Origin of the sequence: Micromonospora sp. NPDC023644, from assembly GCF_040640115.1 — a bacterium.
Lineage (GTDB): Bacteria > Actinomycetota > Actinomycetes > Mycobacteriales > Micromonosporaceae > Micromonospora.
This window is the reverse complement of the sequence record NZ_JBFABA010000001.1, coordinates 155289-174076: the sequence shown is the minus strand read 5'-3', so window position 1 is coordinate 174076 and position 18788 is coordinate 155289. Positions and strand designations below refer to the sequence as shown.

Below are 18788 nucleotides of genomic sequence, written 5' to 3'. Positions count from 1 at the left end.
GCGGTCGGGGCAGGCGGTGCACAATGGGCCGATCATGGCGACCGACGTGCGCTGCCGGGTGGAGACGGACGAGGCCAGCGGGGTGGTCCGGGTGACCGGGGTGCTCGACCGCTGTGGCGTCGACACCGTACGCGACGGCCTGCTCGCCCGGCTCTGCGACCGGCCCGGCCCGGTGGTGGCCGACCTCACTGGCCTGCGGGTGGCCGACCCGGCGGCCGGGGACGTCTTCGCCGAGGTGCGCCGGGAGGTGCGCGACTGGCCCGCCGCCGAGCTGCTGCTCTGCGATCCGACCGGCGCCGTCGCGGGGGTGCCGGCCTGGCCGACCCTGGACGGGGCGATGGCCGGGCTGGCCGCAGCGCCGCTGGCCGCGGTGGTCGAGGCCGACCTTCCCCCCGTCGTCGAGGCCGCCCGGCAGGCCCGGCACCTCGTGGCCCAGGGGTGCGGGCGCTGGGGCCTGCACGAGCTGGTCGAGCCGGCCTGCATCGCCGTCACCGAGATGGTGAACAACGTGGTCGCCCACGCGCGCACCGCGATGACGGTCCGCCTGGCGCCCCGGGACAGCACCCTGCACCTGGCGGTACGCGACCACTCGCCCCGGCAGCCGGCGTTCACCGGGCCGGCCCCGCTGGACACCGCGGGCGGACGCGGCCTGCTGCTGATCGACGCCGTCGCCGACAGCTGGGGCAGCAGTCCGGTGCCGGACGGCAAGGTCGTCTGGTGCGTGCTGGACACCGAGGACGCGGCCCGGCAGGGCTGACCGCCGCCCCGTTCCTGCCCCGACGTCCCCCGTTGCACCCCTTCCGCCCGGATGGCCACGGGCGGCACCGGTTATGCCGGGAGGGCAGTGGGTAGTGATCTGCCATGCGCGACGACGAGTACCCGACCCCCGTGTCCGACCCCGAGGCGGAGGGCCTGCCCGACACCGCCGACGACGACTCGACCGCCAACGACGACGTCCTGACCGGGCGCGAGGCGGACGGCCCGGAGCCCGCGCAGTTGCCGGGCGACCGGACGCCGGTCGCGGTGGACCGGTACGGGACCACCGCCGAGGAGCAGCTCGACGGCGAGTCGCTGGACTACAAGCTCGACCGGGAGCAGCACGAACGCCCGGCCGACGACCCGCTCGCCGGCCCCGTCGACCCGGACATCGCCGCCGAGGCCGACAGCGAGGAGGCCGCGGCGCAGGCCCAGCTCGACGCGGACGTGATCGACCCCGGTCCCACCTCCGACCCCGACTCGCCGGTCTCCCTCTACGACCACGGCAAGCTCGGCAGCGTCGCCGACGGCCAGGTCGGCCGGCTCGTCGAGCCGGACGAGGGGGCGCACACCGACCAGGAGACCGACTCGGTGGCGTACGACGCCGGTTCGGCCGGCGGCGGCGCGAGCGCCGAGGAGCTGGCCATCCACGAGACGCGCCCGCCGCACTCGGTCTGAACCGGCCCGGGGCCATCGGGGAACCCTTCGGGGGCGGTTCCCCGGCGGCCGCTCAGTCGTCCAGGCCCCGTTCGATCGCGTACCGGGTCAGCTCGACCCGGTTGTGCAGCTGGAGCTTGCCCAGCGTGTTCTGCACGTGGTTCTGCACCGTGCGGTGGGCCAGGCCGAGCCGCTCGGCGATCTGCTTGTAGGACATCCCCTTGGCGACCAGGCGCAGCACCTCGGTCTCCCGGTCGGTGAGCCGGGGCGCCGGGCCCGCGCCCCGGGCGTCCCGGCCACTGCCGGGGTCGGCGCCGTCCGGGTCGGCCGCGAGCCGTCGGAACTCGCCGAGGACCAGCCCCGCCAGGCCGGGCGTGAAGACCGGCTCCCCCGCCGCCGTGCGGCGCACCGCCTCCAGGAACTCCGCCGGGGCGGCCGACTTGACCAGGTAACCGGTGGCGCCCGCCTTCACCGCGTCCAGCACGCTCTGCTGCTCGCCGCTGGCCGAGAGCATCAGCACCCGCACCTCCGGCAGCACGGCACGCAACCCGTGGATCACCTCCACCCCCGAGACGTCCGGCAGTTGCAGGTCGAGGATCACCACGTCCGGCCGGGCGGCGGCGGCGACCCGGACCGCCTGCCGACCCTCCCCGCTGGCGGCGACGACGAGGTGACCGGCCTCGGTGAGATCCCGGGCCACCCCCTCGCGCCACATCGGGTGGTCGTCCACCACCATCACCCGTACGCCTGTCACAGGAGCACCTCCCTCGAAACGGTCAGTTCCAGCTCCGTGCCGACGCCCGGCGCGGAGGTGATCCGCACCGTGCCGCCGAGGTCGGCGAGGCGGCCCCGGATCGACCGGGCGACGCCGAGCCGGCCCTCGGCGGCGGCCTGCTCCAGCCGGCCGTCCGGAAACCCCGGCCCCTCGTCGCGGATCGACACGGTCACCGTCGCCCCCTCGTCCTCGACGAGCACCCAGGCCCGCCCGTCCGTGTGCCGGGCCACGTTGTCCAGGGCGGCGGCGGCCGCGGCGGCCAGTTCGTGGGCGACCCGTCCGGGCAGCGGCACCGGGGTGGCCGGCGCGGACAGCGAGACCGTCGCCGAGGCGTACCGGCCGAGCAGCCCGCGCAGGTCCACCGGCCCGCCGTCGGCGGCGACCCCGACCGGGGCGGCGCCGCCGATCAGGGCGCGTAGCGCAGCCTCCTGCTCCCCGGCGAGCCGGGCCAGTTCCCCGGCCTCGCCGTCCAGGTGGGCGCCGCGCCGCTGCACCAGCGCGAGCACCTGGAGCACGGAGTCGTGGATGTCCCGGGCCAGCCGCTCCCGCTCCCGGGTGGCGGCCTCCAGCTCCACCGCCCGGTGCAGCCGCTCCTCGACGGTCACGGCCAGCCGGGCGACGTGCCCGACCACCACCCCCGCGAGCAGCAGCAGGATCACCCCGGTGAGCGAGGACTCGCCGATCCGTTCGCGGGTGGCGAGGTCCGCCGCGCCGAGCACCAGGGCGGCGACCGTGCCCCGGCGCCGGCCGCCGGAGACGGCCCAGGCCAGCACCGGGCCGGCCAGCCAGGCCACCGCGAGGGTGGGCACGCCGGCGGCGAGCGCCGTCCGCCCGATCACCCAGGGGGTGGCCAGCATGATGCCGAGGACGACCCCCAGGTCCGCCAGGAGCAGCGGCCAGCCCCGGCGGGCCGGGTCGGCGTAGCCGACGGCGGTCACGCCGGTCCAGGCCGCCATCAGCAGGACCAGGCCGCCGGCCGCGAGCGGGTGGGCGTACCGGTCGGCGTCCCGGAGCGCCAGCACGCAGACGTACGCCAGGGAGGCCACCCGGAACACGGCGATGGCCCGCCAGAGCGGGACCTCGAAACCACCGGGCGGCGTCGGCACGCCCGTCACGATGCCACAACAGCCAGGACGGCCGGCGGCCCGGCGGATGCGCCCCGGGAAACCCTGACGTACGGTGAAAAAGCCGCGAAAACTTCCGCGATCCGCTGTCGGGACGGGGCCATGACGAATGCGGAACCCGGAGCACAGCGTACGGTTGTGCCCATCGAACCTTCCCTCCTCATCGCCGAGGCCTTCGAGCAGGCCCAGGTGACCGAGCTTCGACACTCGGTCACCTCCTGCGCGCATGCGGCGGGGCTGACCGGGCAGCGTTTGGACGACTTCGTGCTGGCGGTCAACGAACTGATCACCAACGCGGTCCGGCACGGCGGCGGCCGGGGCTGGCTGCGGCTCTGGTGCCAGTCGGGGCAGCTGTTCTGCGAGGTGTCCGACCACGGGCAGGGAATCAGCACGCAGCGGCTGGGCGACCGGAGCCGCCCCGCCGCCGACACCGCCGGCGGGTGGGGCCTCTGGCTGGCCCGGGAGCTGAGCGACAGCATGGACGTCGAGACCGGCGCGCGCGGCACGACGGTCCGCATCAGCACCGCCGTCGCGGCCCCCCAGCACACCGGCCGCCACCGCCGCGACTGACCCCGCGCGCGGACGCACGCGGGGCGGGTCGGCGGCGGGTCAGGCGAAGAGGGCGCTCACCGATTCGCCGTTGTGGATCCGGCGCATCGCCTCGGCCAGGGCCGGCGCCACCGAGAGGATCTCCAGCTTCGGCACCCGCTTGTCGGCGGGAATCGGCACCGTGTTGGTGCAGACGATCTCCAGCACGCCCTCCTGCTCGCTCAGCCGCCGCAACGCGCCGCTGGAGAAGAGGCCGTGCGTGCAGGCCAGCCGGATGGAGCGGACCTTCAGCTCGCGCAGGTGCTCCATCAACTCGATCACCGTGCTGCCCTTGGCGATCTCGTCGTCCAGCACGATCACGTCCCGGTCGGCCACGTCGCCGATCACCGCGCTGATCTTGACCCGGTCGTCGCTGAACCGCTGCTTCGCCCCGGCGGCCACCGGGGTACCGAGCCGCCGGGCGAACGCCGCCGCCTCCTTGGCGTTGCCGAGGTCCGGCGAGACCACCACGGTGTTGCTGAGGTCGTAGCGGGTGAAGTGGTCGGCCAGCTCGCGCAGCGCGTGCAGGTGGTCGACCGGCACGCTGAAGAAGCCGTGCACCTGGGGCGAGTGCAGGGTCATCGCCAGCACCCGGTCCGCGCCCGCCGAGGTGAGCAGGTCCGCGACGAGCCGCCCGCCGATCGAGATGCGCGGCGCGTCCTTCTTGTCCGACCGGGCGTACGCGTAGTGCGGCAGCACCACGGTGATCCGGCCGGCCGAGGCGCCCCGGGCCGCGTCGATCATGAGCAGCAGCTCGACCAGGTTCTCCTGCACGGGCGGCACCAGCGGCTGGATCAGGAAGACGTCCCGCTCCCGGCAGTTGGCCTGCAACTGCACTTCCAGGCAGTCGTTGGCGAACCGGGAGACCCGCACCGGGTGCAGCGGCACGTCGAGGTGGGCACAGATCTCGGCGGCGAGTTCGGGATGGGCGGTTCCGCTGAAGACGGCGATGTCACGCACGTCCGCACATCGTACGGGCGGGATCGGGACCGGCTCCCCGCCGGGGCCGCCGCCCGGCCGGCGAAGCGCGCCCGGTGCGGGTACGGTGCTGCCGTGACCCCCCAGTACGTCGCCGCCATCGACCAGGGCACCACCTCCTCGCGGTGCATCGTCTTCGACCGGGCCGGGGAGATCGTCTCCGTGGCCCAGCGGGAACACCGGCAGATCTTCCCCCGGCCGGGCTGGGTGGAGCACGACGCCGAGGAGATCTGGGAGAACGTCCAGCGGGTGGTCCGGGAGGCGCTGCGCGCCGCGGGCACCGACGCCGCCGGGCTCGCCGCCGTGGGCATCACCAACCAGCGGGAGACCACGCTCGTCTGGGACCGGGCCACCGGCCGGCCGGTGGCCAACGCGATCGTCTGGCAGGACACCCGCACCGGCCCGCTGCTGCGCGAGCTGGAGCAGGCGTACGGCGAGGAGCGGTTCCGCACCCGCACCGGGCTGCCGCTGGCCACCTACTTCGCCGGGCCGAAGCTGCGCTGGCTGCTGGAGCACGTCGACGGGCTGCGCGGGCGCGCCGAGGCCGGCGAGGTGCTCTTCGGCACGATGGACAGCTGGCTGATCTGGAAGCTGACCGGTCGGCACGTCACCGACGTGACCAACGCCAGCCGCACCCTGCTGATGGACCTGACCACCCTCGACTGGGATCCGGAGCTGCTCGACGCCATGGGCGTGCCGGCCGCGATGCTGCCGGAGATCCGCAGCTCCGCCGAGGTCTACGGGGAGGCCACCGGCGTCCTGGCCGGGGTGCCGGTGGCCAGCGCGCTCGGCGACCAGCAGGCCGCCCTGTTCGGGCAGACCTGCTTCCAGCCGGGCGAGGCCAAGTGCACCTACGGCACCGGCAGCTTCCTGCTGCTCAACACCGGCGCCAGCCCGGTCCCCTCCACCCACGGCCTGCTCACCACCGTCGCCTACCGCATCCACGGCCAGCCCGCCGCGTACGCGCTGGAGGGGGCGATCGCGGTCACCGGCTCGCTGGTGCAGTGGCTGCGGGACAACCTCGGGCTGATCTCCACCGCGCCCGAGGTGGAGGAGTTGGCCCGCACCGTCGACGACAACGGCGGCTGCTACGTCGTGCCGGCCTTCTCCGGGCTGTTCGCCCCGCACTGGCGCAGCGACGCGCGCGGGGTGATCGCCGGCCTGACCGGCTACATCACCAAGGGGCACCTGGCCCGGGCGGCGCTGGAGGCGTCCGCCTGGCAGACGTGCGAGGTGGTCGACGCGATGAACGCCGACTCCGACGTGGCGCTGCGCCGACTCCGGGTCGACGGCGGGATGACGGCCAACGGGCTGCTGATGCAGTTCCTCGCCGACGTGCTCGACGTGCCAGTGGTCCGGTCCCGGATCACCGAGACCACCTGCCTTGGCGCGGCGTACGCGGCCGGCCTGGCGGTCGGCTTCTGGCCGGACCTGGCGACGCTGCGCGGCCAGTGGCGCTCCGACGCGCAGTGGGAGTCGACGATGCAGCCGGCGCACCGGGAGCGGGAGCTGCGCAACTGGCGCAAGGCCGTTCAGCGCACCCTCGACTGGGTGGACTGACCGCCGCGCGCACTGACCGCCGCGCCGGCCGCGAAGGTCGTCGCATCCCCGGTTGTTGCGACCCCGGGCCTCAGTCCCAGCGGTTGCCGGTGAGCTTCTCGTAGACGTCCACGTAGCGGGCCCGGGTCGCCTCGACCACCTCGGCCGGCACCTCGGGCGCCGGGGCCTGCTTGTCCCAGCCGCTCTCCACCGCCCAGTCCCGGACGTACTGCTTGTCGTAGGAGAACTGCGCCCGGCCCGGCTGGTACGACTCCGCCGGCCAGAACCGGGACGAGTCGGAGGTCAGCAGCTCGTCGCCGACGGTCAGCGTGCCGTCCGGCGCCCAGCCCAGCTCGATCTTGGTGTCGGCGACCAGGATGCCCCGGTCGGCGGCCAGCTCGGCGCCCCGGCGGTATACGTCGATCGTGATCCGGCGCAGCCGCTCGGCGGTCTCGGCGCCGACCTTGTCCACCACCTGGGCGAAGGTGATCGGCTCGTCGTGCTCGCCCACCGGTGCCTTGGTCGACGGGGTGAAGATCGGCTCGGGCAGGATGGACGCCTCGACGAGGCCACGCGGCAGCTCGACGCCGGAGACCGCGCCGGTGCGCTGGTACTCCTTCAGACCGCCGCCGGTCAGGTAGCCGCGGGCGACGCACTCCACGGGGACCATCTCCAGGCGCCGACAGCGGATCGCCCGGCCGGCGAACTCCGCCGGCACGTCGGTGGCGGAGATGACGTGGTTCGGCACCAGGTCGGCCAGTTGCTCGAACCACCACAGCGAGAGCGCGGTGAGCAGCTTGCCCTTGTCGGGGATCGGCGTCGGCAGCACCACGTCGTAGATCGAGATGCGGTCGGAGGCGACCAGGATCAGGTCCCCGCCGTCGGCGTAGACGTCCCTGACCTTGCCCGAGTGCAGAAGTTCCACGCGCCCTAGTACACCATGTGGGCCGCGTACGGCCTCCGCCGGTGGCCGCGCGCATCGATGCGTACGCCTGGGGTGCGGTGGTGTGGCCGGACGTACGTTGACACCTCCCGCGGCGCCTGCGTGAATGATCCGGCCGCCCGCCCCACCGGTCCGCCAGGAGTCTCCGTGCCCGCTGCCCGATCCCCGCTCCCCCGCGCCGGAGCGGACCCGGGGCGGCGCCGGGTGCTCGCCGCGTTGCTGGGCGCGCCGGTGCTCGCCACCGGCGGGCTCACCGGGTGCAGCGAGGACCGGGCGGCCCCGGTGGAGACCGGGCCGGTCGAGCTGTCGGTCTTCTGGTACGGCGGGGCGAAGCGGGCCGAACTCACCGAACGGGTGCTGCGGCTCTACACCGACCGCAATCCCCGCGTCGGCTTCCGGGTCACCTGGCAGGGCCCCGACGGCTACTACGACCGGCTGGCCACCCAGGCCGCGGGCGGCAACGTGCCCGATCTGATCCAGCTCGACGACAGCATGCTCACCGAGTACGCCCGCCGCGAGATCCTCCTGGACCTCAGCGGACACGTCGCCGATCACCGCCTGGACCTGCGCACCCTGCCCCCGGGCCTGGTCCGGTACGGGCAGGTCGACGGGCGTACGGTCGGCGTCGCCGCGGCACAGACCGCCGCCGCCGTGGTCTACGACCGCACGCTGCTGCGCCGGCTGCGGCTGCCCGAGCCGCGCACGGGGATGTCCTGGGCGGAGTACGTCGCCTGGGCGCAACGGGTCACCCGGGTCGGCGAGGGCCGGGTGGCCGGCACGATGGACGCGTCCGGTGACTATCGGGCGTTCTGGCTCTGGCTGCGCGGCCAGGGCGGCGAGTTCTACCGCGATCGGCAGCTCGGCTTCGGCGCCGACGCGCTGACCGAGTGGTTCGACCTGTGGCGGCGGGCACGGTCCGGCCGGGCGACCCCGAGCGCCGCGCTGGTGGAGCAGGCCGACGGCGGGGAACCGGCCCGACAGCTCGTGGTCACCGGCGCCACGGCCGCCTCGTTCGCCTGGTCGCACCAGCTGCCGGAGCTCCAGCGGCTCACCGACGCCGAGCTCGGCCTGGCCGCCATGCCGGGGCCCCCGGAGGCGCAGTGGCCCCGGGCGTCGATGTACTGGGCGGCCTTCCGCGGCACCCGGCACCCCGACCTGGTGGCGGACGTGATCAACTTCATGACCGGCAACGGCGAGGCGGGGGCCGTGCTCGGTCACGAGCGGGGGCTCAACCCCAGCCTCGCCGTACGCACCTTCGTCGAGGGCAGCATCACCGATCCGACACAGCGGCGCGCGGCGGCTCTCGGCACCGCGCTGGCCGCTCGGCTGGGGCCGGCCCCCAGCCCACCGCCGCAGGGCCACCCGCGCGTGCGGGCGCTGCTGCTGGAGGCCGCCGAGAGCATCCGCGGCGGCGGGACCGGCCCCCGGGCCGCGACAGCCCGCTTCATGGCCCAGGCGAACGCGGCGCTGGCCGGATAGGGCCAGTCACCGCGCAGCCGCGCCCGGCGAGGCGCCGGACGTGGGACCGGGCTCCGCGCGAGGGGGTGCCGGCGCCGGGATCCGCCGCTCAGCTCGGCGGGGTGCCGGGCGTGTGCTCGGCGGGCCTCCGCGCGGCGGGATGCCGGCGCCGTGGCGCCGCGGCTCAGCGCGGCGGGCCACCCCGGCGGTTGCGCATCATGCGGATCACGAGGAATACGACGCCGGCGACCACGACGAGGCAGCAGAGCAGGCCGATGAAGCCGAAGCCGCCACCCCCGCGCCGCCGCCGCGCGGCCTCCACCACGAGCTCACCCGTGCCGGTGGACGCCCAGGCCGCGACGGGCACGAACACCGACAGCACGACCGCACCGAGGACGGCGCTGAGCCGGCCCCACCACTTACCGAATGAAGACATGCCCACATCTTCGTCGACAACCGCAAACTCGGCACGTCGGTCGGCCGGGAACGCGCGTGTCCGGCGCCCGGGACCGCGCGAGCCCACGGTCAGAGCACCAGCGCCGGGGCACCGTTCCGCCGGTCGGCCCGCCCGGCGCGCGCGTAAAGGGAGCAGGTCGACGCTGGCGTACGCGAGCGGCTGACCAGCCCCGCTCCGCCCGCCGCCGCTCGGCCGACCGGGGCTGGAAAGCGGAAAGGCCCCGGAGATGATCTCCGGGGCCTTTCCGACGTGGTAGCGGGGACAGGATTTGAACCTGCGACCTCTGGGTTATGAGCCCAGCGAGCTACCGAGCTGCTCCACCCCGCGTCGGCTCGTTAACTCTAGCGCACCCGACGCCACGATGATCAGTGGACCCCCGATCCCGCCGAGACACCCGCCCTGACCTGGGCGGACCGACTTCGGAGGCCGGCGCGGCCGCGCCTGAGCCGCCCGGCGGTCGGGACGTCATGGACGTCATCCGGGCCTTTTCGGGTTCATGACGTCCCGATGACCGCTGCCTGGACCGGCGCTCACGGACTGCGTCACCGACGAGGCGGAGTGACCGGCGTCACGCGAGCCGTCCGGCCGCACCGGGCGGGGGCGGCACCACGGTGACGAGAACGGCAACCGGCCGCACCGGACGCGACCGGCCACCACGGCGACGACCGACGACCGGCCACCACGGCGACGGACGACGACCGGCCGGCAGCGAACGGACGCGGCGGGCGGCGGACACACGACCGAGCGGCAGGCGGCAAGGAGCCGGGAGCCGGGAGCCGGGAGCCGGGAGCCGCGTGATCGTCGGGCGGCGGGTGGGCCGGAAATGCGGAACGGCCCCGGATTCAAGTCCGGGGCCGTTCCGACGTGGTAGCGGGGACAGGATTTGAACCTGCGACCTCTGGGTTATGAGCCCAGCGAGCTACCGAGCTGCTCCACCCCGCGTCGGTTCGTATACCGTATCCCACCGACCCCCGTCCCCGCAAAACGACCCCGGAGACCGGCGCCGTCTCTCCTGGATCAGGCGGAACGACCGGGAGAGCGTGGGTCGGAGACAGGAGAGACGCGACGAGCTTCGCCGAGGAGCGCACCCCTCTTCCGCCGCCTGCCGCCGTTCGGTCGCCGGCGACCGCCCCGGCGTCGCCGGCCGCGTCCGCACCGTCGGCCGCCCCGGCCCCGCAGAGCGCCCCGACCACCGGCTCGCTGAGGGCGACGGGTACGCCCTCGGCGCCGGCGGGGAGCGCCGGCCGTGGAGCGGCGGGTTGCGGGTGCCCGGCCGGTCGTCGTGAACGCGACGGCGCCCCCGGCGCCGGGACCGGTTCGGTCCGTGGGCCGGGGGCGCCGCGAGGGTGGTACGGGTCAGCCGCCCGGTGTCGGTGCCGGGGACGCCGGAGCGCTCGCCCCGGGGGTCGGGGACGCCGGCGCGCTGGCCCCGGGGGTCGGGGCGGTGGCGGCCTGCTGGGCCCGCTGGAAGGCGGTGAGCGCCTCGTCCAGCGCCTTCAGGGCGCGCCCGTACCGCTCGAAGTCGCCCGAGGTCTGCGCGGCGCGGACCTCCGCGATCGCGGCCTGGACGCGGTTGGCCGCCTCGGCCAGCTCGCCGGTCATCGGGGGCGGGGTCCCGCCCGGCGGCGTGCCACCGGCCGGCGGCGGCGGGGTGCCACCGGGGGGCGGCGGGGCCCCGGGGGCGCCGGCCTGCTTGCCCTGCTCGACGAGCTGCTTGATGCCGTCGGCCACGTTGTTGGCCAGCACCACGTACGAGCCACCGTCGCCGTAGGACATCAGCACCCGCTGCAACAGCGGCGGCGCGTTCTGCGCGGCGGTCTTCACGTAGACCGGCTCGACGTAGAGCATGCCGTCGCCGAACGGCAGCGAGAGCAGGTTGCCGTACTGCACCTGCGCCTGCTGTGACTGGAGCAGGTTGAGCTGCTGCCGGATGTTGGCGTTGTTGGTCATCGACTGGTGCACCTGCACCGGGCCGGAGACCCGGGTCTGGTCGGGCAGGTCGAGCACCTCCAGCCTCGGCTGCCCGTCCACGTACGACCCGGAGATCAGCGCGGCGAGGTTCTCCCGGCCGTTCGGGGTGACCGCCGAGGTGAGCTGGAAGCGCGCCGAATCCTGACCGGGGAACTGCGTGAAGAGGTAGTAGGGCGGCTGCTTCTGCCCGGTGTCGGGGGCGTCCGGCACGTTCGGCACCTGCCAGAAGTCCGTCTCGGAGTAGAAGGCGCCGGGGTCGGTCACGTGGAACCGGGTCAGCAGGTTGCGCTGCACCTTGAACAGGTCGGCCGGGTAGCGGAAGTGCTCGGCCAGCTCCGCCGGGATCTCCGACTTCGGCACCACCAGGTCACCGCCGAACGCCTTGTTCCACGCCTTGAGCACCGGGTCGGTCTCGTCGAACTCGTAGAGCCGGACCGTGCCGTCGTACGCGTCGACGGTGGCCTTGACCGAGTTGCGGATGTAGTTGACGTTCTCCCGCGCGAGCTGGAAGGTGCCCCGCCCGGTCAGCTCGTCGGCCGTCTGCTCCTGGAGGTTGACGCGCTCGGCGTACGGGTAGGTCGCCGCCGTGGTGTAGCCGTCGATGATCCACTGGATCCGGCCGTCCACCACCGCCGGGTACGGGTCGCCGTCGAGCGTGAGGAACGGAGCGACCTTCTCCACCCGGTCGCGGGGGTTGCGCACGTAGAGCAGCTTGGAGTTGTCGTTGACCGCGTCGGAGAGCAGGAAGTTCGACTCCTGCTCCTTGATCGCGTAGAGCAGCCGCCGGGTGAACGAGCCGATCTCGACGCCGCCCTCGCCGGTGTAGGTGTAGGACTCGCCGCCCTCGCCTACGGGGCGGTCGAACTCCGCCTTCCGCTCCTGGTCGGTCTGGCCGACGATCGCGTAGTCGCTGGCGTCCATCCGCTCGCCGTAGTAGACGCGGGGCTGCTTCGCCGCGATCTGCTCGGTCTGCGAGGCGCACTGCTCGCTCGTCTGCTGGCCCTGCTCCTTCTGCTGCTCCTGCGGGTCGCCGAGGAAGCCGGAGACGAAGAAGGGCTGCCCGCCGCAGACCACCCGGTTGCCGGGGGCCGCCACGAGCCCGTAGCCGTGGGTGTAGACGGTGTGCCGGTTGATCCAGGTGTTCTGCTGGGGGGTCAGCTGCCGGTAGTTGACCTCGCGGAGGCCCACCACGTAGTCCTGCACCCTGCCGTTGACCCCGTACCGGTCGACGTCCAGCTTCTCGCCGAAGTCGTAGAACTGCCGGACCTGCTGGCGCTGGGTGTACGTCTCGGAGACCAACTGCGGGTCGAGCAGCCGGATGTTCGGCACCACGGAGGTGTCCGTGGCGAGGGTCGCCGGCGGCGTCAGGTTGCTCGCCGCGTACGGCGTGGTGGTGGCCGCCTCCAGGCCGAACGCCGAGCGGGTGGCCTTGATGCTCCGCTCGATGTACGGCGCCTCCTTCTCCTTCGCGCTGGGCTTGACCTCGAAGGTCTGCACCGCCCAGGGGTAGATGCCGCCGATGGCGACGGCGGAGACGCCCAGCAGGGCGAGCGAGATGCCCGGCCAGACCAGGTTCCGCATCCAGGCGTTGGAGAAGACGATGATCGCGATCGCCACCACGATGGAGATGTAGGCGAGGATCTCCTTGGCCGGCAGCAGCGCGTTGACGTCGGCGTAGCCGGCGCCGTAGACGGGGCCGTCGCCGTACTCCAGCAGCATCGCGCGCCGGTCCAGCACGTACGCGAGCGCCTTCAGCAGGACGAAGACCGCGACGAGCGTGCTCAGGTGGGCCCGGGCGGCGTTGGTCATCCGGTCGCCGACGCCCTGGAGCCGGACGCCGCCGAAGATGTAGTGCACGGCGAGCGCGCCGATCACGGAGAGCACCACCGCGGTGAAGCCCACCCCGAGCAGGTAGCGCAGGAAGGGCAACTGGAAGACGTAGAAGCCGACGTCGATGCCGAACTCCGGGTCCTTCACGCCGAAGTTCCCGCCGTTGCGGAAGAGCAGCCACTGGTTCCACCGGCTCTGGGCCGACAGCCCGGCGAAGAGGCCGACCACGGCGGCGACCAGCGCGATCCACAGGCCGAGCCGAGGGCTCAGCAGCATCCGGTAACGCTCCAGGGTGGCCTGCTCCGGCGAGTGCGGGCGCAGGCGGGGGCGCAGCCGCTGGGCCAGCCAGAGGTTCCCGCCGACGAACAGCGCCATGCCGAGGCCGACGGCGAGGAAGAGCACCAGCCGGGTCGTCAGCACCCCGGTGAAGACCTTGGTGTAGCGGACCTCGTCGAACCACAGCCAGTCCGTCCACGCCTGGACACCCCAGCCGAGCAGGGTGAAGAGCACGAACACCCCGACCAGGACACCGATCGTGACGCGTCCGCGTCGGCTCATCCTCGGCAGGGGGCTGCTGCTCTTCATGACCACTGTTGGCTCCGCACGCTCGATGTGATCGGCTCCGACCAGGCACCCAGAGTACGGGGTGTTCCTGAACGTGTCGGTCCAAGGTCACACGGCGACCACCCGGCGCCACGCCGGGCCACCGGAGCGTCGCTGGACGGGCAGCCCGTGCGGACGCCGCCCGTCGTCGCCCCGCCCACCCGGCGCCGCCCGCGCGTCGTGGTCAGTGGACACGCCGGCCGTCGCCCCGCCCGCCGGGCACCGCCCCGCGCGTCGTGGTCAGCAGCGGGCCGGCTGGCCCCCGGCGCGCAGCGCCTCCAGCGCGGTCAGCGCCTCGTCGAGCGAGCCGACCCTCAGCAGCGGCAGTCCGGGCTGCGGGTTGCGCACGGCCTCGGCGCAGTTCGCCGCCGGCACCAGGAACGCCACCGCGCCGGCCTCCTTCGCGCCCACCAGCTTCTGGGCGATGCCGCCGATCGGACCGACCTGGCCGGCGTCGTCGATCGTGCCGGTGCCGGCGATGACCTTCCCGCCGGTCAGGTCCTCCGGGGTCAGCTTGTCCACGATGCCGAGGGCGAACATCAGGCCGGCGCTCGGCCCGCCGATGTCCTCCAGGTCGATGTTCAGGGTGAACGGGTGCGGCTGCTGCTGCTCGATCTCGACGCCGATGCGGGGCCGGCCGTCCTGCTCCCGGCTGGTGACCGGCGCCGACGCGGCGACGCCGCCCCGGGTGTAGCCGATCTGCAGCGCCGTCCCGGCCGGCTTCGCCCGGATCAGCTCGGTGAGGCGGGCGGCCAGCGGCACCGGTTGCCCGTCGACCGAGGTCAGCACGTCGCCGGGCTTGAGCACGCCGGCCGCCGGTCCGTCGGCGGCGACTGTCTTGACCACCACCTGCACCGGGAAGCCCAGCTCGCGCAGCGCCGCGGTCTCCGCGCTGGTCTGCGAGACCTTGAAGTCCTCCGCGTTGCGCTCCTCGACCTCCTCGCGGGTCTCCCCGGGCGGGTACACCAGCTCACGCGGCACCACGGCCTCGTCGTCGGAGAACCAGCCCTGGATCGCCGAGCGCAGCTTGACCGAGGGCTGCACCCCGACCGTGGTCAGCCGGAGCTGGCCCGCGGAGGTGGAGGTCTCCCGGCCGGTGACCTGGATGACCTCCTTGCCGTTCTCCTTGCCCAGCGTGTTGACCGTCGGTCCCGGGCCGAGCACCACGTACGGGATGGGCGCGCCGAGCACGCCGATGCTGAGCAGAGCGGTGAGCAGAGCACCGAGCAGGACGGTCACGCCGCGACGTCTCATGCGGCAGAGCGTACCGACCGGGATCGGGGCCTCCGGCGGGTGAATCGCGACTTCGCCCTCAGCGCAACGCCAGCGACGGCTACCTGGGGCGCGGCGCGCGTACCGTAGACGTCGTGCCTGATATTCCGTTCGGTTTCGCGCTCCCGGGTGGGCAACCACCAGACCCCAACGATCCCGCGCAGATGCAGCAGTTCATGTCGCAGTTGCAGCACCTGCTCTCCGCGTCGGGCAGCGGGCCGGTCAACTGGGACCTGGCCCGCCAGGTGGCCGCCAGCCAGCTCGCCGCCGCGGGCGACCCGGCGGTGTCGCCCTACGAGCGCAACGCGGTGGAGGAGGCGTTGCGGCTCGCCGACCTGTGGCTGGAGCCGGCCTCCGCCCTGCCCTCGGGCATCCAGACCTCGCTGGCCTGGAACCGCAACGAGTGGATCTACAAGACGCTCGACGTCTGGCGCAAGCTCTGCGACCCGGTCGCCAGCCGCATGGTCGGCGCGATGGGCGACCTGGTGCCGCCGGAGGCGCGCGCCCAGCTCGGCCCGATGCAGTCGATGGTCGCCACCCTCGGTGGCGCGCTCTTCGGCGGCCAGCTCGGCCAGGCGCTCGGCTCGCTCGCCGCGGAGGTGCTCTCCGCCGGCGACATCGGGCTGCCGCTCGGCCCGGCCGGCACGGCCGCGCTGATCCCGGCCAACATCCGGGCGTACGGCGAGGGCCTGGAGCTGCCCGAGGACGAGGTGCGCCTCTACGTGGCCCTGCGCGAGGCCGCCCACCAGCGGCTCTTCCAGCACGTGCCGTGGCTGCGCGGGCACGTGCTCAACGCCGTGGAGATGTACGCCGCCGGCATCCGGGTCAACCGGGAGGCGATCGAGGAGGCGATGGGCCGGGTCGACCCGACCGACCCGGAGTCGATGCAGGCGATCGCGCTGGAGGGCATCTTCACGCCGGAGGACAGCCCGGCGCAGAAGGCGTCCCTGGCCCGGCTGGAGACCGCCCTGGCCCTGGTCGAGGGCTGGGTCTGCCACGTGGTCGACAGCGCGGCGAGCGGCCGGCTGCCCAACGTCGTGAGCCTCGGCGAGGCGTTCCGCCGCCGCCGGGCCGCCGGCGGCCCGGCCGAGCAGACCTTCGCGGCGCTGGTCGGCCTGGAGCTGCGTCCGCGCCGGCTGCGCGAGGCTGCGGCGCTCTGGGCGGCGCTGACTGAGCACCGGGGCATCGCCGGCCGGGACGCCCTGTGGGGCCACCCCGACCTGCTCCCCTCCGACGACGACTTCGCCGACCCGGTGGCCTTCGCGATGTCCGAGTGGGACCTCGGCGAGTTGGAGAGCTTCGACTTCAGCGCGCCGGGCGGCCCGGAGGAGAAGGCCCCGGGCGAGCCGGAGCAGCGCCCGGGCGACGACACCGAGGACGGCGACGCCCGCCCCTGACCCGTCGACGACGGATGCCGCCCGACCCACCCGGGTCGGGCGGCCCCCGCTTGCGGTCGTACACAGCCAACGATCGAGCGGCTTGGCCGTGGCCCGGGCAGCGAGGGCGCTCCCCCGGTCGGCGGACTGGTCAGCGGGGCAGGGCGGTTCCGGAGAGCAGGGCGCGGGTGGTCTCCCAGCCCTCCACCGCCGGGTTGAGGAAGGCCAGGTCGGCCGGCCCGCGCAGGCGCCGCCAGGCCGGGGTGACCGCCAGGTCGCCGGGTCGCGGCGCCGCCGCGCGCACGGCCGCGGGCCGCGCGGTGTCCAGGTCCAGCGCCGGCAGCCACGCCGGTACGGGCAGGCGCGTGGCCACGCCGAGCAGGCCCGGTCCATCGCCCTCGACCGGGGCGACCGCCACCGGCCGGGTGGTGAGCGGGCGCAGCAGCTTGCCGATGGTCAGGCCCGGCACGTCGGGCGCGTCGCCGGCGATCACGGCCACCTGGTCGTAGCCGGCGTCGGCGAGAGCGGCGAAGACGGCGTTCGGGGTCGCCTCGGGCACCTCGTACACGGCCGTGTCCGGCCAGACCACCGCGTCGGCCAGCCGCCGGTCCGCCGGGGTGACGGCGACGGCCGTCTCCACCTCGTTGAGCGTCGCGAGCAGGTCGACCACGTCCTCGGCGAGCGCGGCCCGCCAGTCCACCGGGTCGATGCCGGGCGGCGCCCAGGCCACCGTTCCGAGCAACGCCACCACCACACGTCGGGCCACCCTCCGACCCTAGCCGGGCTCCGCCCGGCCGACGAGCGACGGGCCCGGAACCACGAGCCGGGCCGAACGGCCGTCGAAGTCGGGGTCGGGGCGGGGGTCGGAGCCGGGATCTTGGTAGGAACAGGCCCCTGGAAGGGCTGTTTCGTACCAAGATCTCGGCGGCTTCCGCACGCCCGATGCGGTCGGGGCCGTCAGCGTCGCCAAGGGGACGGTGGGTGCCAGCAGAGCGGGCTCCGGCGGGCGCCGGGACGGCGCAGGCGGGCGCCGGCGGGGGTCAGTCCGTCAGGGGGGTGCCGGAGGCCGCCGCTACGCCCTCCAGGTAGCCCCGCGCCCGCTCGGACTTCGGGTAGCGCGCGACGAGCGCCCAGAACCGGGCGTTGTGGCTGGGCACGATGAGGTGCGCGAGTTCGTGCAGGAGCACGTAGTCGATCACCCAGTCGGGCATGTCCTGGACGCGGTGCGAGATGCGGATCGTGCCGTCGGCCGGGGTGCAGGACCCCCAGCGGCCGTTCTGGTTGGTGACCCAGCGGACGCTCGTCGGCACGGCCTGCGTGCCGTGCTCGGCGAGGTAGAGCTTGATCAGGCGGGTGGCCCGGACGAGCAGCTCGGAGTCGGACCGGGCGAGGCGCCCCTCCCGGGCGGCGAGCCGGGCGAGCATCCGGTCGACCCACTCGCTCTCCTCGGCCCGGGAGAACTGGTCCGGGATGAGGACGACGACCCGCTCACCGTCGCGGTACGCGGACACCGTGCGTCGCCGACGCTGGCTGCGCCGCACTTCGACGACCGGCTTCCGCGCCCCTGCCATCAGCGGGCCGCGCAGCCTCGGATTCCTGTCACGAAGGAAAGCTAATGCGTACTGACCAGGGGTCCGCAAGGGTCAACACCCCGACACCCGCCCGGAAAATGGTGATTGGTCGGCAGGAGTCCCAAAAAATCTTTGCCGGCGCGCGGTGATTCGTCGCCGTCACCCTTCGTGGCGGTCGTCCGCGGGTGCGACGAGGTCACACCCCCACCGTAGGTGATCTTCTCGGCGAGCGCAGCTCGGGGTGCCCCGCACGGGGCATCTACCCGGGTTCGGTCGGCGTGTCCCCGCCAAACTGACTTATCCGACGTAATTCGCCATGCACACTCTCGACGTCGACTTGCTCACAGTGACGAAGCACAGCTGACATGGAACCGCCCAGACCTGGGTAGGGTCCGCGGACCAGCGGTCACGAGCGTGGCCGTGGCAGAACGACCCAGCGCCGGTGCCCGAGTGGCCCGCCGCCGGGAACCCCCGCCGGGACGGCATCGGCCGGCGGACGAGACGAGGAGGGCACCGTGGCCGACCAGGCCCAGACCTACAACGGTTACTGCGTCAAGTGCAAGGAGAAGCGGGACTTCGAGGGCCGCGTCGAGGTCTCGAAGACCGGGATGAACATGGCCAAGGGCAAGTGTCCGGTGTGCGGCACAACAGTGAACCGCATCCTGGGCAAGGCGAAGGTCTGACCCGTACGGATGCGTCGGAGGGGGCGGCCGTCGGCCGCCCCCTCCGGCATGACCGCCCCTGATCCGCCCTCCGCCCGCTGTCGGCTCGCCGACACGGTTACCCGCGGGTTGTGGATATCCCAGGATTTCCTGTGGACAGCCCTGGACAGGGCACGGCCCACCTGTGGACAACGATCGACGGTGAGCACGGGCACGGTCACGATTCGT

At 73.8% G+C, this 18788-nt stretch carries 16 protein-coding genes and 2 tRNA genes; 7 read left to right on the top strand and 11 right to left on the bottom strand.

The features are described 5' to 3' along the window. The first annotated feature begins 34 nt into the window (after positions 1-34). On the top strand, positions 35-757 hold the full coding sequence (locus AB0G08_RS00805) for an ATP-binding protein (RefSeq protein ID WP_358081191.1): 723 nt from the start codon (positions 35-37) through the stop codon (positions 755-757). Positions 758-861: 104 nt separating this feature from the next. Then, positions 862-1434: a DUF5709 domain-containing protein gene (locus tag AB0G08_RS00800; protein WP_357870562.1), complete on the top strand. Its 573-nt coding sequence runs from the start codon at positions 862-864 to the stop codon at positions 1432-1434. A 52-nt stretch (positions 1435-1486) separates the two neighbouring features. Here the strand turns inward: AB0G08_RS00800 and AB0G08_RS00795 are convergent, their stop codons facing one another. Then, positions 1487-2149, bottom strand: a complete 663-nt coding sequence (locus tag AB0G08_RS00795) for a response regulator transcription factor (RefSeq protein WP_358081563.1) — start codon at positions 2147-2149, stop codon at positions 1487-1489. Positions 2150-2163: 14 nt separating this feature from the next. Continuing rightward, on the bottom strand, positions 2164-3294 hold the full coding sequence (locus AB0G08_RS00790) for a DUF5931 domain-containing protein (RefSeq protein WP_358081189.1): 1131 nt from the start codon (positions 3292-3294) through the stop codon (positions 2164-2166). Between the two features lie 120 nt (positions 3295-3414). On the opposite strand from AB0G08_RS00790, the gene AB0G08_RS00785 reads away from it, so the two are divergent. After that, on the top strand, positions 3415-3882 hold the full coding sequence (locus tag AB0G08_RS00785; protein WP_358081187.1) for an ATP-binding protein: 468 nt from the start codon (positions 3415-3417) through the stop codon (positions 3880-3882). 39 nt (positions 3883-3921) lie between these two features. On the opposite strand, the gene AB0G08_RS00780 is transcribed toward AB0G08_RS00785, so the two are convergent. Next, positions 3922-4860 carry a ribose-phosphate pyrophosphokinase gene (locus AB0G08_RS00780; protein WP_358081184.1) on the bottom strand — a complete coding sequence of 313 codons (939 nt, stop codon included), beginning with the start codon at positions 4858-4860 and terminating at the stop codon, positions 3922-3924. A gap of 93 nt (positions 4861-4953) precedes the next feature. Here AB0G08_RS00780 and glpK point away from each other — a divergent pair, with 93 nt between their 5' ends. After that, the gene (gene glpK, locus AB0G08_RS00775) at positions 4954-6438 is read left to right on the top strand and encodes a glycerol kinase GlpK (RefSeq protein ID WP_358081181.1); all 1485 of its coding nucleotides are present in this window, start codon (positions 4954-4956) and stop codon (positions 6436-6438) included. A gap of 70 nt (positions 6439-6508) precedes the next feature. Here glpK and AB0G08_RS00770 read toward each other — a convergent pair whose 3' ends face one another. Beyond that, on the bottom strand, positions 6509-7342 hold the full coding sequence (locus AB0G08_RS00770; protein ID WP_358081178.1) for a phosphoribosylaminoimidazolesuccinocarboxamide synthase: 834 nt from the start codon (positions 7340-7342) through the stop codon (positions 6509-6511). A 165-nt stretch (positions 7343-7507) separates the two neighbouring features. Between AB0G08_RS00770 and AB0G08_RS00765 the strand changes: the two genes are divergently transcribed. After that, a complete protein-coding gene (locus AB0G08_RS00765; protein WP_358081175.1) occupies positions 7508-8839 on the top strand; it encodes an extracellular solute-binding protein in 1332 nt (443 codons plus the stop codon). A gap of 163 nt (positions 8840-9002) precedes the next feature. Here AB0G08_RS00765 and AB0G08_RS00760 read toward each other — a convergent pair whose 3' ends face one another. From AB0G08_RS00760 to AB0G08_RS00740, 5 genes are all read right to left on the bottom strand, one after another. Next, positions 9003-9254 (bottom strand): hypothetical protein, encoded by a 252-nt coding sequence (locus AB0G08_RS00760; RefSeq protein WP_358081172.1) that lies wholly within the window; start codon positions 9252-9254, stop codon positions 9003-9005. Positions 9255-9525: 271 nt separating this feature from the next. Continuing rightward, a tRNA-Met gene (locus tag AB0G08_RS00755) sits at positions 9526-9602 on the bottom strand. Between the two features lie 538 nt (positions 9603-10140). After that, positions 10141-10217, bottom strand: a tRNA-Met gene (locus tag AB0G08_RS00750). 414 nt (positions 10218-10631) lie between these two features. Next, positions 10632-13661 (bottom strand): UPF0182 family protein, encoded by a 3030-nt coding sequence (locus tag AB0G08_RS00745; protein ID WP_358081169.1) that lies wholly within the window; start codon positions 13659-13661, stop codon positions 10632-10634. Positions 13662-13919: 258 nt separating this feature from the next. After that, the gene (locus AB0G08_RS00740) at positions 13920-14933 is read right to left on the bottom strand and encodes a PDZ domain-containing protein (RefSeq protein WP_357870593.1); all 1014 of its coding nucleotides are present in this window, start codon (positions 14931-14933) and stop codon (positions 13920-13922) included. A gap of 182 nt (positions 14934-15115) precedes the next feature. Between AB0G08_RS00740 and AB0G08_RS00735 the strand changes: the two genes are divergently transcribed. Then, on the top strand, positions 15116-16348 hold the full coding sequence (locus AB0G08_RS00735; RefSeq protein WP_358081166.1) for a zinc-dependent metalloprotease: 1233 nt from the start codon (positions 15116-15118) through the stop codon (positions 16346-16348). Between the two features lie 130 nt (positions 16349-16478). On the opposite strand, the gene AB0G08_RS00730 is transcribed toward AB0G08_RS00735, so the two are convergent. Then, complete coding sequence (locus AB0G08_RS00730) at positions 16479-17093, bottom strand: hypothetical protein (protein WP_358081164.1); 615 nt, start codon at positions 17091-17093, stop codon at positions 16479-16481. A 274-nt stretch (positions 17094-17367) separates the two neighbouring features. Next, the gene (locus tag AB0G08_RS00725) at positions 17368-17898 is read right to left on the bottom strand and encodes a M48 family metallopeptidase (RefSeq protein WP_358081161.1); all 531 of its coding nucleotides are present in this window, start codon (positions 17896-17898) and stop codon (positions 17368-17370) included. Positions 17899-18413: 515 nt separating this feature from the next. Here AB0G08_RS00725 and AB0G08_RS00720 point away from each other — a divergent pair. Further along, entirely contained in the window at positions 18414-18581 is a 168-nt protein-coding gene (locus AB0G08_RS00720; protein ID WP_012014940.1) for a DUF5679 domain-containing protein, read from the top strand. Positions 18582-18788: the final 207 nt, after the last annotated feature.

Excerpts from the sequence above, each read along its gene's own strand:
- AB0G08_RS00735 (WP_358081166.1), top strand. The coding sequence starts at position 15,116 with ATGCAGCAGTTCATGTCGCAGTTGCAGCACCTGCTCTCCGCGTCGGGC.
- AB0G08_RS00760 (WP_358081172.1), bottom strand. The coding sequence starts at position 9,254 with ATGTCTTCATTCGGTAAGTGGTGGGGCCGGCTCAGCGCCGTCCTCGGT.
- AB0G08_RS00745 (WP_358081169.1), bottom strand. The coding sequence starts at position 13,661 with ATGAAGAGCAGCAGCCCCCTGCCGAGGATGAGCCGACGCGGACGCGTC.
- AB0G08_RS00795 (WP_358081563.1), bottom strand. The coding sequence starts at position 2,149 with ATGGTGGTGGACGACCACCCGATGTGGCGCGAGGGGGTGGCCCGGGAT.
- AB0G08_RS00740 (WP_357870593.1), bottom strand. The coding sequence starts at position 14,933 with ATGAGACGTCGCGGCGTGACCGTCCTGCTCGGTGCTCTGCTCACCGCT.
- AB0G08_RS00785 (WP_358081187.1), top strand. The coding sequence starts at position 3,415 with ATGACGAATGCGGAACCCGGAGCACAGCGTACGGTTGTGCCCATCGAA.
- AB0G08_RS00800 (WP_357870562.1), top strand. The coding sequence starts at position 862 with ATGCGCGACGACGAGTACCCGACCCCCGTGTCCGACCCCGAGGCGGAG.
- AB0G08_RS00805 (WP_358081191.1), top strand. The coding sequence starts at position 35 with ATGGCGACCGACGTGCGCTGCCGGGTGGAGACGGACGAGGCCAGCGGG.
- AB0G08_RS00725 (WP_358081161.1), bottom strand. The coding sequence starts at position 17,898 with ATGGCAGGGGCGCGGAAGCCGGTCGTCGAAGTGCGGCGCAGCCAGCGT.